This is a genomic window from Herminiimonas arsenitoxidans (assembly GCF_900130075.1).
In the GTDB taxonomy this organism is placed as follows: Bacteria; Pseudomonadota; Gammaproteobacteria; order Burkholderiales; family Burkholderiaceae_D; genus Oxalicibacterium; species Oxalicibacterium arsenitoxidans.
In genome coordinates this window covers 673,969-690,476 of sequence record NZ_LT671418.1, presented here as the reverse complement: position 1 = coordinate 690,476, position 16,508 = coordinate 673,969, and the positions used below count along the sequence as shown (strand labels likewise).

The 16,508-nt window shown below is 46.4% G+C and carries 13 protein-coding genes; 6 read left to right on the top strand and 7 right to left on the bottom strand.

What is annotated here, in order from left to right:
* Window positions 1–7: 7 nt before the first annotated feature.
* The gene (locus BQ6873_RS03265) at window positions 8–2,818 is read left to right on the top strand and encodes an autotransporter serine protease (protein WP_076591373.1); all 2,811 of its coding nucleotides are present in this window, start codon (window positions 8–10) and stop codon (window positions 2,816–2,818) included.
* A gap of 11 nt (window positions 2,819–2,829) precedes the next feature.
* On the opposite strand, the gene BQ6873_RS03260 is transcribed toward BQ6873_RS03265, so the two are convergent.
* Entirely contained in the window at window positions 2,830–3,450 is a 621-nt protein-coding gene (locus tag BQ6873_RS03260) for a nucleotidyltransferase family protein (protein ID WP_076591372.1), read from the bottom strand.
* A gap of 214 nt (window positions 3,451–3,664) precedes the next feature.
* Between BQ6873_RS03260 and BQ6873_RS03255 the strand changes: the two genes are divergently transcribed.
* Window positions 3,665–4,123, top strand: a complete 459-nt coding sequence (locus BQ6873_RS03255) for a phage tail protein (RefSeq protein WP_076591371.1) — start codon at window positions 3,665–3,667, stop codon at window positions 4,121–4,123.
* Between the two features lie 99 nt (window positions 4,124–4,222).
* On the opposite strand, the gene BQ6873_RS03250 is transcribed toward BQ6873_RS03255, so the two are convergent.
* From BQ6873_RS03250 to BQ6873_RS03225, 6 genes are all read right to left on the bottom strand, one after another.
* Entirely contained in the window at window positions 4,223–4,966 is a 744-nt protein-coding gene (locus BQ6873_RS03250; protein WP_157889107.1) for a hypothetical protein, read from the bottom strand.
* Window positions 4,967–5,629: 663 nt separating this feature from the next.
* Window positions 5,630–6,559 carry a hypothetical protein gene (locus tag BQ6873_RS03245; RefSeq protein ID WP_157889106.1) on the bottom strand — a complete coding sequence of 310 codons (930 nt, stop codon included), beginning with the start codon at window positions 6,557–6,559 and terminating at the stop codon, window positions 5,630–5,632.
* Between the two features lie 60 nt (window positions 6,560–6,619).
* A complete protein-coding gene (locus tag BQ6873_RS03240; protein ID WP_076591368.1) occupies window positions 6,620–7,477 on the bottom strand; it encodes a Shedu anti-phage system protein SduA domain-containing protein in 858 nt (285 codons plus the stop codon).
* Between the two features lie 486 nt (window positions 7,478–7,963).
* Complete coding sequence (locus tag BQ6873_RS03235) at window positions 7,964–8,392, bottom strand: hypothetical protein (protein ID WP_076591367.1); 429 nt, start codon at window positions 8,390–8,392, stop codon at window positions 7,964–7,966.
* Window positions 8,393–10,387, bottom strand: coding sequence for a hypothetical protein (locus tag BQ6873_RS03230; protein WP_076591366.1), 1,995 nt, complete (start codon window positions 10,385–10,387; stop codon window positions 8,393–8,395).
* A gap of 7 nt (window positions 10,388–10,394) precedes the next feature.
* Window positions 10,395–10,913, bottom strand: coding sequence for a hypothetical protein (locus tag BQ6873_RS03225; RefSeq protein WP_076591365.1), 519 nt, complete (start codon window positions 10,911–10,913; stop codon window positions 10,395–10,397).
* Window positions 10,914–11,182: 269 nt separating this feature from the next.
* On the opposite strand from BQ6873_RS03225, the gene BQ6873_RS03220 reads away from it, so the two are divergent.
* Genes BQ6873_RS03220 through BQ6873_RS03205 form a run of 4 tightly spaced genes read left to right on the top strand, consistent with a single transcriptional unit; the run spans window position 11,183 to window position 16,376 of the window.
* Entirely contained in the window at window positions 11,183–11,827 is a 645-nt protein-coding gene (locus BQ6873_RS03220) for a hypothetical protein (RefSeq protein ID WP_076591364.1), read from the top strand.
* The gene (locus BQ6873_RS03215; protein ID WP_076591363.1) at window positions 11,824–13,836 is read left to right on the top strand and encodes a hypothetical protein; all 2,013 of its coding nucleotides are present in this window, start codon (window positions 11,824–11,826) and stop codon (window positions 13,834–13,836) included. Before BQ6873_RS03220 ends, BQ6873_RS03215 begins: the two co-directional genes overlap by 4 nt.
* Window positions 13,837–13,846: 10 nt before the next feature.
* Window positions 13,847–14,842, top strand: a complete 996-nt coding sequence (locus BQ6873_RS03210) for an ATP-binding protein (RefSeq protein ID WP_076591362.1) — start codon at window positions 13,847–13,849, stop codon at window positions 14,840–14,842.
* A 1-nt stretch (window position 14,843) separates the two neighbouring features.
* Window positions 14,844–16,376 (top strand): hypothetical protein, encoded by a 1,533-nt coding sequence (locus BQ6873_RS03205; RefSeq protein WP_076591361.1) that lies wholly within the window; start codon window positions 14,844–14,846, stop codon window positions 16,374–16,376.
* The last annotated feature ends 132 nt before the right edge of the window (window positions 16,377–16,508 follow it).

Here is a 16,508-nt window from a genome sequence, read left to right as displayed (position 1 = left end):
GTCCACTATGAGCAACAAGCGCGCCATCCATACATCATCCCCAACTCCTTTAACCCGTATTCCGTTTCAGCTTTCTCTGCTCACGATGTCGGTCTCTGCTGTGCTTTCAGGTTGCGGTGGTGGAGGTGGTGGCAGCGCCAGAAATCCAGGTGGTAGCGTGCCATCTTATGTCGTTGCTGATCCCAGCAATGTTGGTGCGGCACATGCACGCGGCATTACCGGTGCCGGTGTGACGGTCGGGGTGGTCGATACTGATTTCAACGTCAATGATCCCGAACTTGCAGGGCGTATTACCAAAGAAGTGTATACACCAGCAGGTTTTGTCGGTGCCAGTGGCAACGGCGATACACATGGCACCGAAGTGGCGGAAGCATTGGGTGGTACGCACACTGGCATCGCACCGGATGTGCATATTTACGGTATTGCTGCGGGCACTAGCGGTAACGGCGTGCAACTCAATACTGATATCTACAATCGTCTGTACAACAGCGGCGTGCGGATTTTCAATCAGTCGAATACAGCAGGTTCTATAGCCGCTCCCTCGAATAGTGCAACGTATAACAGCATTTATCAGCCCTTCGTCGCTAAAGGGGCGTTGTTCGTCTGGGCTACCGGTAACGATTACAGCAGCCAGCCAAGTATGACTGCAGGCTTGCCGGCGCTGTATCCGAGTCTGCAAACTGGCTGGCTCGCAGTCACCGCCGTGAATTCTGGTAGCGGGCAAGGATTTTCCAGTGCGGATACAACGGCTGGTGTTATTTCCAGTTATGCGAACCGCTGCGGCGTTGCCGCCAATTGGTGCCTGGCAGCGCCTGGCGACTTTGTCTCGCCTACGGCTGGCGGCCGCGTGTATGGCACTTCGTTTGCCGTACCAGCAGTGACCGGCGCACTGGCGCTGGTGCAGCAGGTTTATCCGTGGATGAATGCAGATTTGTTGCGACAAACGATTTTGTCTACCGCCACCAGCATGGGTGATACGGCGACTTACGGTTGGGGCTTGCTCAACGCGGGCAAAGCGATCAACGGACCAGCCTTGTTTACGCAAAGTCTGGCGCTGGGAGCAAATGTAAATGTCAGCTTTAATGGCATGTCATCGACCTTCAGCAATGACATCGGTGGTGATGCCGGATTGATCAAAAGCGGTACCGGCACGCTGACTTTGTCAGGCAACGATACTTACAGCGGCAATAGCCGGATTTCTGGCGGCACGCTCAACATCACCGGTTCGGTCAGCTCTGCTGTGCAAATCGATGCCGCTGGCAATCTGTCCGGCGATGGCGGTCAGATTGGTGGCAACGTCACGAATAACGGTCGTTTGAGCAATACTGGCAAAGGCTTAACGATTGCTGGTAACTACACAGGCTCGGCTGGATCGATATTGGCAAACGATATCAATTCGACCTTGGTGGTCGGCGGCACTGCGACGCTCGGTAATTCACATCTGGTGGCGACAGTACCAACTGGTAGCGGTAACGCCAGCAACTATGTCACAGCACAAGCCAGCAACACGCCGAAGACGATATTGACCGCTGGTTCTATCGTCAATACCTTCGGTGATGTTGGTTTTCAAACTGTAGGCGCGGCTTTCCCGCCTTTGCTGACGGCTAAAGTCACGTACGCCGCCAAAGAAGTTGATCTGACCATCAGCCGTGTTTCTACAACGTCCGTTGCTACGCAAGCGTTTGCCGCTGACGCAACGCGTATGAATAGCGCTGCCAATATTGAAAAAGCCATGCTGGTTGCAGATGCTTCCGCAGCCAATAGCCCCAACGGCAACGCCTTGCTCACCAGTGCGGCGGCACTGCAGCAGACAGCGAGTATCGCGGCATTGGGGGCGGCGTTGGATAGTCTGTCCGGACAAATTCATGCATCGTCGCAAGCACTGACGTTCCAGCAATCGCAGACAGTCAACCGTGCCTTGTCGGATCGTATGGCCTTATTGGGCAATCAAGACAAGCAAGGAGCAACAGGATTGTGGGGATCCACTTTTGGCGCATCCGGCAAGCTGGCGCAAAGTGGTTATGCAAGTGCAGACACCGCGATGTGGGGCGGGCAGTTCGGTGTCGACAAACAATTTGGCGATCACACTATCGCTGGCGCAGCAGTGTCTTATTCCGATAGTCGAGCCGGTTTTGACCGTCTTGGTGGCGCAGCAAAGGGCAGGGACGTTGGCGTTTCTTTATATGGACGTTATGCGATACCCGCAGCGGACGGTAGCAATAGTAGGGCGTACGTAGCTGGTCGAATCGGTGCGTCAACCGTATCGAGTACGGTTAGCCGCGTAGCACTAGCCGGGAGCGAAGTCGAAAGCCTGCAAAGCACACATAGCGACCGCATGTTATCGGCTTATGCCGAAACCGGATACGCGATGAAAGTATCCGCCAACGTTTTGATCACGCCGTTTGCCGGTATCAGCTATGACCATCTGCGACGCGGTGCTTTTGCAGAAAGCGGTGGCAGCTTCGGTTTGGTCGCTGACAGTCAGAGTTACGGCCAATCGCTTGCGCAACTTGGTGTGCGTGCCGAGTCTGACTTCAATTGGTTTGCCGGTCGCAGTACGCTACAAACCTACGCCTCCTTGCAGCATGCACTGACAGACGGCAAGCTGGATTTACAAGCCACATTTGCAGGAGCACCAGGCAGCAGCTTTACGGTGCAGGGCATTGGTCTGGCGCGCGACACTGGCTGGAGCGGCATCGGCATATTGACTGCCATCAATCGTCGTGTGAGTTGGTACGCCAATTACGATGCGCAGTTCGGTCGCGGTGGTTTGCTTAACAATGTGATGTTAGTGGGCGTTCGAGTCAGGCTTGATTGAAGCTACCAACATCAGCTGATATTTGATCTTTGCGGCATCTGCGGCGAAAGCAGATCCGCAGAAGTATCGATGTCGTAATGAATGCCGGGATCGTCAACTTCGACCGCTGTGACAGGATAGGTCTTCAACAAGGCACGCGCACCCTGATCACCACCTAGGCGCAGCAACTCGGCAAGATGTTTTTCTCCGAAGCCCACAGGATTGCCACGCCTGCCCTTGTAAAACGGCGCGACTATATCTGCACCATTCTTCAATTCATCCGCCAGCGCTGCAATCGTTGTCGTTTGCACGCTGGGCATATCGCCTAATCCTATAATCCATCCTGCTGCATGCTGGTTTTGCGTCAAGGCATAAACCAGTGATGCTCCCATCCCTTTGTCAGCATCGGGACAAACGACGACCTTGCAGCCCAAGGCCGATAATTCGGCAGCGACTGTATCGTCAGCGTTACGCACAACTGCAGTGACATTCGGAAGGGCAGCTAGCAGTGCAGTAGCGGCCGCCACAACAATTTTGTCACCCGCTGTGGTCGTTTGTAGCAGCTTGTTTTGCGCTCCGGATGGATCAAAGCGCGTGCCTTTTCCAGCTGCCAGCAAAATGCCGACGATTTGATCGTGATGTGGTGATTGCATGGATTGAATTATTTACTTAAATAGGGGAGTATCAATCGAATAATAACTGAGGGCGGAATTATGGCGCAGTACAAAACACCTGGTGTGTATATCGTCGAGAAGAACGCCTTTCCGAACTCTGTCGTAGAAGTCGCGACGGCAGTGCCGGCTTTTATCGGAGCCACATCGCTCCATCGATATTTTTACCCCATTCAATTTATAGACGAGGTTTGTTATGGCAGATGACGGATCGAAACAATCGACCACGGTGTGGCCGCTCCCGAAATTCTATTTCCAGGTGAAATGGGATTCGCAAGTCATGTCCTTCCAGGAAGTCAGCGGTCTTGACATGCAGTCGGAAGAAATCAAGTATCGCCACGGCGACAATCCAGAATTTTCGGTCATCAAGATGCCCGGCATGAAGAAGGTCGGCAACGTGACCATGAAGAAGGGCATCATCAAAAGTGATAACAAGTTCTGGGACTGGTTCAATCAGATCAAGATGAACACCATCAAGCGTGTGTCCGTCACGATCAGCTTGCTGGACGAAGCCGGCAAACCGACCATGGTTTGGACCCTGGTCAACGCATGGCCGACCAAAATCACCGGCACCGATCTTAAGGCCGAAGGCAATGAAGTCGCGATAGAAACAATTGAGATCGCACATGAAGGCATTATCATTGCTAACAAGTAGCATCTGAATGTCATTCCTATGTTCGGCGACAAAGAATCTGCAAAGTTCGCCGCTCAAGGTCTTGGCCTGAAAACTTGGTGCTACGTGAAGTTGTAATTGTCATGGCTTAGGAAATGCCTTCAGCCAATCTTTATAAAGGTCATCATTAGGAATCAGGTCTAGGCCTCGTATAGCGCTCATATCAAACTTAATGAGGTTTATGTCTTTGATGCCATAATTTTCTTTCAACTCTCTCAGCGCTTTTTTCCCTGATAATTCCAATTCTTCGCTTACGAGCATAGAAAAAAATATTCCGTCGTCTATCTCATTTTCGATTGTATGCATTAGGTCACTGTATTTTGAATCCTGACTGGATTTAGTGTCATGAGTTCCGAAATACGTATGAAAAAACTTTTCCGTATTGAAACCACCTAATTTTTTAAATTCTTCTATCAATATATTGCGACGTTCAATTACACCGTTAAGCGTGGAGTTAACCCCACATAGGGTAATTAATGCCATGCTTCCCTTTGGTGATAAATCTATCTCCCCATAAATTTGGTTGGACAATACCTCTATTGGCGCCGCTATTCCTGGGAGACTCACAAAATTGGCCACAACTGGTTGCAATGCAACTTGCCCTTTACTTTCAAGATACTCGCGCCAGTTCTTCTTACTTGCCTTGTAATCCTTCATTAGCTGACTAGTTAGTTGCGCTTTGTAGGTCAGAAATCGGTTGCATGCGCCATGAGCAGTGACAAGTGCTGAATTGATTTGCTTCAATGACTTCAATAGGTCGTCTTTTATCTTTGCCTTTTCCGCAATACCTTTCGCAGCCCTCGCGCCGAAATATGCACCTGCCATTGCTCCTATTAGCGATGTCACAAAATTCGAATTTAACCAAGTGGATATGGTGTCAAAGCAATTCATTATGTTTGCTCCAAGCAATATTAATTGCGCAATTTACCACGAGAAAATATTCCTTCATTCACGCAAAAGATATCGGGGTTGGGGCGAAGCGCCCATGTAGACCAGTGACTATGCAAACCGCTTGCTTAAAAGTGCGAGCAGATCCGTAGGTTTGGCCAAGCGGCGCGACGCCGGCATTACCGGTTTGTGGCAGGTTAAAAAAACGCCTGCAATTAGCAGACGCCTCGGAGAGAGATTTATTGGATTTTCTAGCGTGTTGTAGAGGGCAGCGTCCTTGCCAAAATGTCTTCATTGTTCGCTGTAACCTTCTCAAACAAATTTACTTATGTCCCAAGTTGGCTGTTCGTAACTCTTCTAATGCCTTGAAAATAAACCAATTTATTTGATATCTAATTATTAGATGTTCATAAAATATGTTCACATAAACATCAAGATTAAATTTTGAAACGAGTTATCTGCCCCCATAGTCGGCCCATACAGAGCGACACTTTTTCCGAACTTTCTCGATAGATGTAAGTTCAGGTCTTCGGCTTAGGGTCTTATGACCGGGCCGGAGCCTTCACCATACGATATAAACAATGGAGTTGTTTGAATTGGTCACGAAAAGCGTGCTATGAATTCGCTAACATCTAACACCTTCACTTTCATTCCCAACGCTTGTGTGATGAATCGAGACTTCTTCAATGAACTACGATCTTGGGTCACGAAAAATTTTGCCTTAGATGCCGAATATAGATGCTTCATGTCGCGCAGTTGATTAGAAGGACGGTTTTTCTCGTTGATTTTCTCTGCGAAAAAAGGGTGAAAATCTAGCAAGTTATAAGCGAGCTCAAGCGTCGCTCCAAACGTAAGTTCCTGAAAATTTCTCCCAGAAAATTTCGCGAATGCGAAAAGGGCTGATGTGAATACTTTTTGTATTTCGTCATACTCTTGCAGTGATAAATATTTGAACAATGGGAGTATCTCTGCGTGTACCGCAGGGAAATTCTTTATCAACGCAGTAGGCCTTGACTCAATATTATCGACAATCTTCTGCACTTGGCGACGAAACCATTTATAGCTTTCTGGATCGTCATGGCTTTCCCACAGCATCACCAATATACGCTGCATCACCGATGCATCTAATGTCCCGCCATTGTCGATAAGTTTGGCAAGGAATATGTCCTCCTCCAATAGCGACAGATCGATAGGAACCCTTTCCTTGCTGTACATGGAGAGGTTTACTTTGCCCCTCTCTTCGGAGTTAACTATTTGGAGAATGGCTGCAAAGTCGGCTTCGATGTTGCGTGATTGGATGGCTAAAGATTCGGCTCCAGTTTTCTCCTCGTGAACGAAAACGACCGCCTTTGAGCCGGTCAAATTCGTAAGAAACTGGATATCTCGATTGGAGTAGTGCTTGTTTTCTTCTGAGTGTCCTGAAGCCAAATCTCGTAAATGCGCCTCGGAGTACGGAATATGATATTGCTTAGACAAGCGAGTGATTATCGGCAGCAGATCGTTATCAGATGTTCCTACGCGAGGCTGCATGGAGTATTTAACGACGTTCCAGTCGAAATATAGATACTCGTTTGGCATATGGATCAACGCCTAAACATCGCCGTAAATAGTTGGCAAATCTTTACCCCTGTTCGCGCTCAGTAATTTTCCCTGTTCCCAAGCATTGATATCAAATCCAAGCGCGACTAATAACTCGCGTGCGTCTTTATCAATAGAAAACTTCCCATAGTCCAGATAAGCGAATTCGGATCTCGGCTCAGTATTCAAGTAGGCGTACGAGAACGTTGGACCAGGATGGAATGCTTTGACAATATTTTTTCGCTGCGAAGAAGTGAGGATCTTCTTCGCACTTACCAAATTATCAAAGGTCATTAATTCAATATCTTCTTGCTGCAGATCGGCATACATTTTCTTCCGCGCAACGGTATCGTTTTCACTACTACGTCCATAAATCAGCACATATTTCACATACCAACTATTCAGTGCCATTCCCGATTTTCCCATCAATGCCTTGAATCCGGCTATTAGTTGGGAATAGTTCTCTGGTTCCCGAAGGTCAGCCCGCCATCGCATCACTTGTTCGAGGGCTTTAACAAAGGGGTCCGATTTTTCTGGCTTTATTGGCTTCCCGACCCACATTTTCTTAGCAGGATCCTCTATCTCAACTAATACAATTGTGTTACTTGCAGAAGTAGTTACCAAATAGGCAAAATCTGTAACGTTGCCGTTAGGGAGCGGATACTTTGTCAGAATCCAGTTGAACCAAATGCCATGATGTTTCACAAAAGGCAGTTGCAGATATTCGGAATGACGACATAGCGACTGATGAAAGGCTTCTTCTCCGATTGCGGAACTCAGTGCAGTAGGCAGGTCAGGAATACTAGTAATGCTTGGTTTCCCGTTTCGCAGCATCTCCAGTTCGGTATCGATCAGAAAGCCTTTAGTCATGCTAGCACCTCGCTTTAAATATAAGAATTGACGGGCGTTAGCATATCATTTTGCCATGCAGCAAATCTAAGCGTCTACGTTCTAGGTGCTGACGCAACGATCTAAATACGCATATGCACAATCAAAGGCGAATAAAAACTTTGAAAACTAGGCTTGCCAAACTTTGCGTACCAGAGACAGGATTCGTAGCTTAGCCAAGCAGCACACTTACATCTGACGGCTCTTTCTACGCCCATAATTCCCCTTAATTTGGGTTCTATATGCCAGCATGTTCATATGCTCATACCAACATGAAATATTGTTTTTGGTAAAAACTAAATCGTTAAATAATCATAAAACCTATTGATACATACATCTAAATAAGATTTAAAAAATATCTAGCTAAAACCAACATATTCATAATTTTACGAACTCATGTTCATTAAATAAATTTTAGCTCGTTGCTTTTTTGCATTAACAATTACGAGTGGTTTAGATGTATCAATGTTATCCGCGGACCAATTGACGATTATTGGGCATTAGCGGCCTGAGAAGAAAATCTACATCCCATCCTTTAGCGGTAGCATTTGCGATAACTCTGCATACCATCTCGATCTGATGATCAAGAGCAGCTTGTAGAAGTGCATTCTTTTTTTCTAAATCTAAAATCCTGTCAGCCTGACTTTTTCTATGAAATTTTCCATCAGACGCAGTTCCAATAATTGCAAATTGTTGATCAATCGCTTGCCGAATTTTTTCTTTTCGATCTTTTGTGTGAAGGGTTGATCTACTGTTCAAGCCAAGGCGCTTGGTTAGAGAAGAAAATGAAATAGGGGAGTTTCCTGAAATGTCGCTGAGCATTAAAGCAAGTTCCTGATCTAGCAGCAAGTCTAAATCATGTCCTCTCGAGGCCTTATTGTCTTTTCCGTTGTCCATCTAAACCGAGCTTCCTCGTCGAGTACTAATTGATTTTGTGATACCTGCAGCTTCAGGAAATACCTTGATTGGGATACCAACAATTTTGTCGCTCAATGTTATTGCCTTTCGAATACCTTCAATTTTTCGCTCCTGTTCTGCAATCCATTTGTCGGCGCCAGCCTCACCTACACATTCGGATTGCATCTTCGTAAGCACTTCCATGTTTAGCTCAAGGAGCTTCCTTAAATTGTCCGCCTCGCGAGCGTCATCAGTTCGATGTAAGTGTCCGCAATTGTCAAAGCACTGCAAATGTTTTTGGCATGGCTCACGAGAAAAATCATTTGTACAAATACCCCATAACGTCACATGCACTCCACCTGCATGCGTATCAAGAAAGTCCGAAGCCAGGACAGGGTCTTGCTTGTTCAGATGGTGATATGTTTCCGCAAGTGCGCCTTGAATCTTCCCATTTACAATACCTGATTGAAGGTACTGCACTTTCTCGTGGTAAGACTGAAACTCTACAAAGGCGCTATGAAAAGCCAATTCGGTATCAAGTGCGACATGCTGGTAATAGACGTTCTGTTTTATGTCCTTTCGCCCCATTGCTAGAGCTTGCTGTATTTCAGTCATCCCCCCTAATTTATAGAGCGTATTCCGCCAATGCCTTGATTGATGCGTACGCAACGAAATTCTTGTTCCATCGGCCTCAGTAAGTTGACGTCTATCAAAAATTGACTCCGCGCTAGTATTGCCCAATGCACCTGTTATATCAGCGAATTTTACCAACGTTGGCAGTAACCAATTCACCGAGTTGGTTTGCCCCTTGAGCCTAAAGAGTCCAATAAACCCAATGCATAAGCACTCGTGGAGTCTTAAAATTACTTTACCGTTTTTTTGGAATGCAACCTGTGAATCTCGTTCGGCAAGGAATGCGCTCTCAACATCGCCAGCTAGATACTCAGGGTTTCCGGTCTGCTCTCGAGCAATTCTAACGTGCAACCGATCCAATATCCTATTCACATCATAAGGTGCCGCTGTTTCGACATAGATGTTGATGAAAGAACGAGAAACGAGCACCTGAGGATCAACATCCCAAAGTCGGCCAGGATTTTCATGCTGCCAACATGCAACCGAACGGGCTCGCTTTGTCAGCACAGTAAGCCTCTTAATTGCCCGCCTGGCCAGCGGAACATCCGAATCAGCAAGCCAATGAATACTTGGCTCGAATCCTTTCTCTGGAAAATATTTAATACCACACTCCGTCAAGGCCAATTTAGTTACCGAATCAATGATTGGCAAACCTTGATTATCGAGAAGTTTTTTTTCAATCCAACAATCAACAGGAACCAGCATTGATTCGTTTATCCGTGCTCCCATTGCGATATGAAGATCAATCGTCCTTAGTAGGATTTCCTCACGCTCATTGATTGGATTATTTGTGCATTGAGCGTAGGCGATCATGGCCTCTCTACTAGGTAGCTTAGACGATAGAGCTTCACGCTCCATCATTGGATCATGTCGCAATCGAGGAGTAGGAGCCTGAATCTGGCAAATGAAATCGATAGGAAAAAGAGTTAGCTCGTGTTTGTCGATGACACTTCCAATGAGTGCAAGACAGTTTGCGGCATCATATAAATTTTTATATTCATCTCGTTTGAGTGCTTCTATCGCACTGAGAAAGTGTTCTCCTCTTAAATCTGCTGGGTATATGGAACCAGCCGTCGATAACTCATTGAATAGTCTTCGAATTCCGATCAGATATGCGAATAACGCAGCAAATTTTGGGCGCTTTAATTGATAAATCGATAGCAATACAGCTTTTGTGAAATCGCTGAAGACCTGCGGAAGAGGGTCTTTTTTACCCAGCATAGTGAAGGGGAGGGAGCGAGATTTTATGCCCCTAGTGTCGAGCCAAGAATCTACTCTCCAGGAGGAAGCATCCCAATCCTCTCCTGTATCCATTGCCTCAAAGAACTTACGCTGACGAGCGATGAATTCATCAATTTTCATAACGTGTTCAATCCGTAGACGAGTCTAATGAAGTGCATCTGTCGCTTACATCACAAACATGTTCGATAGTTTTCTCCAGTTGTAATACAACCTTGTTCTCAGCAAGATCTAACGACTGGTCGATCATTACCTGCACTTCGGCTCTTAAGGCAGAAGCAACATCTGCATGTTGGCCGTTGATAAAAGGATGAAATTTTCTGCATGTATAGCAGGAATAAATAGGATTTTTTTCGCAGGCGGTATCGGCGTCTAATCCACACTTTCCTATGTTCCCGATATATCTCGCTGCGACAACTCCCTTGATGACGGATCGTTGGTCTTTGACGTCGTTTCGGTAGATAGGAGTCCCAGTCATTAGATTCATAAGCTCCTTGTACGTAGAGTTTTTCCCAAGTGCTCTCGCTTTGATTTTAGCGATGGCAGGGGTTGCTGCCACATAATGGCGAGCAGCTACCTTCGTAGTGTGATCAAGCATGTCCGATATCAGGTCTCCTGGAGTCCCTTGGTCAGCAAGCTTTTGCGCCATATTGTGGCGAAGAAAAATACTTGAAACCGGTCGAACCTGTGCATCATTACAAATGCCAACAATCGCATACCGCCGTTCATTGAAGACAATTTATTCCAGTCTTGTTTGCTATAACTTCTTGAATAATAAGGGATGATGATTTTGGTTTTCACATATTCACTTCATCGGATAGTGAAGTAAATATGCAAATTTAAGAATCAATGAAGTAAAAGTATTAATTTAATTAAAAAGTACTAAGATGGTTATTCTGTCGCTCGCCGGAGCCAGGAATGACGTTCATATCTCGTTTTCATAAACCGGTGGACAACACTCGGCCGTATGGAAGTCATCGGTACGATGTGTACGGTCCTAAAGTCGGTCGCATGTTGACGCTGTTTGGGCAAACAGCCTTACGTGCTTGGACTACGCTCGAAGCGGATCCTGAGGTCGCTTCTTACTGCGAGCGTCCTATCGTTATAACTCACACCAAACCTAAACGAGTCGTCGATTTTTGGGTCAATCGCAACGGCCGAGACGAGCTGTGGTTTCTGCTACGCAATAGTGAACTTTCCTCTACTCGATTGGATAGCCATCAATCACAGTCTTTTAAACATTGGGCAGCTTCTAATGAGTTCGATATTAAATGCACAGACCCTGAAGATTTAGAAAATCAGAGTGTTTATTTTGAGAACTGGGGTGCCATTCTTCGGTACCTGTCTGCTAACGCAAAGACAATCCAGTCGCAATTGGGTAGTCAAATATGCAACTTGGCAAAGAGCCCGCTAACGCTCGATGAGTTACAGCAACATGTGCGTGAACAAGACCCGATAGTTGTACGGACAGTACTCTTTTCTTTGGTACATGAAGGAAAAATCAGGTGCCCAGAAATTAGAACAAAGCCAATCGGCCTGAACTCAACATTTGAGCTGATATGAAGTCTCTAATCTATGGGAACAAGCCGTTTAGTCGGGATACGATTCCTGATGAGCTAAGAGATTTATCGACATGGCCAACGGTAGACATCACCGCGTTATCGCCAGAAAAGCAAGATGACTTTAAGTCTCGGGCCGAAGCAATACGCATTTTTATAGAAGCGCCATATGTTTCTTTGGCGTCTCTCAAGAACGTAACCGGTGTTCATCCACAATCTCTTTATCGATTGCTCACTAGATGTCTAACTCAGCATGCCGATGGACGGATTTATGGGTTCCGCGCAGTTTTGCCGTTCGCCAGACTTAAGGAGTACGAACGCTGCCAGCCACCGGTATCTATTAACGGTGGCATTGCAGGACTCTCCGGTGCATTTACTCAGTTATTGCAGATTTATCCGAGTATTGAGAAATTTTTAAAACACTCTGCTAATGAGCGTAACAAACGAATCACAACCGCCAGAGAGGTAAGAAAATCTCTCAAGCGCATACACAAGGGCTTTCTTGAAGAATGCCGCAAGGCAGGGGTGAAAGCGAATGAATACCCATTCACGCAAAGCTTGTTAGGCATACGTTCCTTAGCTACCTATCTAAAAAAACACGCTGAGGCCACATTTGTGTCTGCATCGAAAAATGCCGGTGCTACACGCGTTAGTCCGGGTGTTTCTGTATTGGGGATGCCGACACCCTCAGCAACGCGTGCGTATGAAATTGTTGAATTCGACGGACACAAAATTGATCTCCGTATCACCCTCCGTGTGAAAGACCCTTTCGGTCTGGAAACGTTGCTGGAGCTTCATCGCATTTGGATTCTTGTCTTACTTGATTTAGCGACGAGAGCGGTGATTGGCTATTCAATTGCATTAGGCCGGGAATACAACAAGGACGATGTAGCAGCCGCTTTGCAGGCTGCTTTAACACCGTATCGCCGGCGAGATTATATGATCCCTGGGTTAGCGGTACGGGAAGGTGGCGGCTACCCATCTGCGGTATTGCCGCAGACAGAATTCGCCTGCTGGGAATGGTTTCGATTTGATGGGGCACGTTCCCATCTCGCAACCGATACGCTGGAACGATTAACCAAAATTGTTGGGTGCTGGACGGATAACGGTCCTTCTGGTCAACCAGATGCAAGACCGTTTATTGAGCGCTTCTTCCACCTGATTGCTCGTCACTTCGCGCATCGCTTACCTGGCACGATGGGCAGCGACCCCAAATCCATCGAGAAACTGCTTAGCGATCCGAAATCAAACCTTTCTCTTTTGGTAGAGCTAAGCGAGCTTGAGGACATGATTGATGTACTACTGGCTGATTACAACGGTGAGCCGCATGATGGGCTGGGTGGCCGGACACCATTGGAAGCGATGAGCTATATGGTCAAGAAGCAGGATGGCTTTTTGCGTACTTTGCCCAATACGATGCGGCCTAACTTGTGTCTACTCCAAGAAGCGAGACAGTTACCTATCCGTGGAAGTTTGCAGTCGAGTATCCGCCCTCATGTTAATTTTTCAGGTGTTCGATACAGCAGTGACGTTTTATCAAATAGCGCATCGCTCTTAGGGCAATCACTTCGAGTGTATTTCGATGTACGTGACATAAGAGTCCTGAAAGCATTTTTTGACGATGGATCTGAACTAGGAATTTTAACGGCAGCTAGGCCTTGGTGTTACACGCCACATTCGCTACGCATGCGGCAGGAAATTTTACGATTAAAGCGTCTTGGAAAGTTGAACTATAGAGAGGGTGATGATCCGGTAGAGGCATGGGAAAAATTCAAACGTATCCAGAGTAAAAGTAGTAAAAATGCAGCTAACGATTTGGCAAAATTTAAGTACCAAGACAAAAAACACGGTGAGTCAGTACCTCTTTTTAATCCATTGAAGGAGCAATTAAAAAAAGAAAAACTGAGCAACGACACTGATACAGACGCACAGCAGAACGTTCAGGTTGAAAAGGTAGAGGATGCCTCTCCGCATCCAAAACCAATGAGAATCAAACGTACGCTGACATTTTGAAAGAATACGTATGTCTCTAACCTATCAACGCCCAATAGCCTTAGAGGATCATCCAGTTGTCGCACAGAAGTATATTGTGCCGACACCGTCGATTGACGAGCTGTACGTGCGCGTCAAAAAGCTTATCCGCCTTCGAACACCAGGCGCAATTATCTATGCCCATCCTCGATTTGGAAAAACATACGGCGTTCGCTATGTAAGCCGAATGCTTAAAGAGGATTATCCTAAACTGGTGGTCATTAGTTTTGGTTGCCAGAAGAAAAAGTCTCATTCAGAAGATGCATTTTTTGCCAATCTATTGGATGCCGCTGGTCATAAAGATCCCATGTCTGGAAACATTACAAGAAAACGTTTTCGTCTAAATGAGAGGATCAAAGAACTTGTCGATAACTCTGGCCTGAATTGGGTAGTATTTTTTGCTGACGAGGCGCAGCGCTTGGACATCATCGAATATGAATGGCTTCGAGATGTCCATGATGAGTTAGAGAGACGTGGCGTACGCATGATCACTTTACTTGTCGGTCAGCCACAATTGCTGAACCAGAAAAGCTCATTCCGGATCGGTAAGCAAACGCAGATTGTGTCTCGATTTATGATCGATGAAATGCGATTTCGTGGGCTTTGTTCTGCCAATGACCTTGCGACATGCTTGGCCGGATTCGATCAAGCATTCTTCCCTGAATCGAGCAAATGGAGCTACACCAGATATTTTCTTCCAGCCGCTTTTGGGGACGGACTGCGTTTAATGGATCAGGCTGCAATGCTCTGGCGTACATTTCAAGAGGCGCACGAGGAAGCTCGATTTGATTACGAATTAGAGATCCCGATGCAATATTTCGCTCGCTCCGTTGAGATCGCGCTGTTAGAGAGCATGGACAATGATTCATATGACTTTAGATTCTCACCGGCGATTTGGCATGCCGCTGTTGCTGAGTCCAATTTCATATCAGCGCAGGAAGAATTACGGTTAGTAATGGGTGATGAATTTCATGTAAGAGGGATCTAAATTGAAAAAGGCACGCATTGTCCTCGATCGATTCGAACCTTGCATCCGTTCTTGGAACTGGCGTGACGACTGGTACACCAAGTATGACTCCACTTATTCTCTCTTCGCCAAGTTTGCCTTTCTTAATGCTTTTGCTGCGCGCGACCTTGTTCAGATATTCATTAGCAGTGAATCGGGCCGGAGAACGGCAGTATTAAGAAATCCTCAAGTCGACTTGCGCGATTCTATGTATTTCGACATCCCCGCAATTTCTCGTGCTTTTCGTGCCGATTTGAATTCGATCAAAGAAAGCTTCCTTTTTGAGATGCTACCTAACGGCAAACGAAAATCGGTCGACTATTTAAGATGGTGTACAAAATGTGCGGCCATCGGTTTTCACTCGCCCTTGTTTCAACTAGAAATTATTACGGATTGTCCTATTCATTCCAGACCGCTAAGGTCGAACTGCCCACATTGTTCTGCAAAGGTTCCCTATAAATTACGCAGGGATGTTATTGATATTCCATTTACCTGTACGGTGTGTAAAACAGATTTCGCACCTGTGCTGCGGAACCCACAAACGCGATCATTACAACTAAGAGTTGATGAGATGACGCGTCTGGACAATATTATCGACCTCTTGAAGTTTGAGGATCGACTGATTCCTTTGAAGTTGGAGATCAATCGCGAACGAAAATTTCAAGGCATGGGGGAAGTTATCATCGCACCTGCCGACCTGAGGCGGAAACACGCAGAATACATCGGTTTTGTTATCCAAGTGCTGGATGATCTTAAAGCTGAAAGCGATACAGCTCAACCGCCATTGGAATTGACGCAAATATCGCATATTTACCTGGGAGCCAGGCCTGAGCCACTTCAAAGAGCTAAAGTCAAAAAATATCGGCGTACCAAAGTTTCGAACGATGAGAAGCTGGTTACGCCTGTGAAGCAATATTGGGATGACATGCTATATGCGCTTTATACGGTGTACAGCACAATTCGGCGAAAAATCTGGCGCTCTGTCATCACTGCTCATCAATCCTGCGTAACGAGTGCAGCACACCAACTTTGGTGGCATTTAGAGGGAGAAAAGACAGTCAATTTTTGCCCTGTAGCTGAAGCATTTCTTCGTTGGCGTATGTTTTGGGAAGGGTGTGGATCACCACAACATTTGGTTGGTCCATTAACGAAACCACCTTTTGGTATCTTGGGATGGCAAGCAGAAGCTGCACCGATATGTCCACCGGGCTGGTCAAGAGAGACGGAAATTTGGGTTGCTAAGCATGTCTTCGCCCGGGCATGTATGTCGAATTTTTATGATTGGGTCGAGGTTGCATCCCATAGTCATGCTAAAGGCAATATAGTTTGGAGTAAGCACGCGGCTAGTGGAAGATTTGAGTCTTACTGGGCCCTCACAGGGCACGACTCATGGCAAAGACCGGTGAGAATCTATATGCAGTCAAAGGAACTTCAGACAAGAGTGAACTTGTGTGACCAAGTCGATCATGAACATTATCTCGATCACAAATATCAGATCAGTCTACTAAAGCGATAACGCCATTTTTGGTAATAGGATTGTGTTCTAAACCTAGGGCATTTTTCCAAACGACTGGACATCCCTCATATGACCTTCGTGTGCAAATACATAAACCATTTCATTGAATTGCACACGTGGCCATGCATCGTA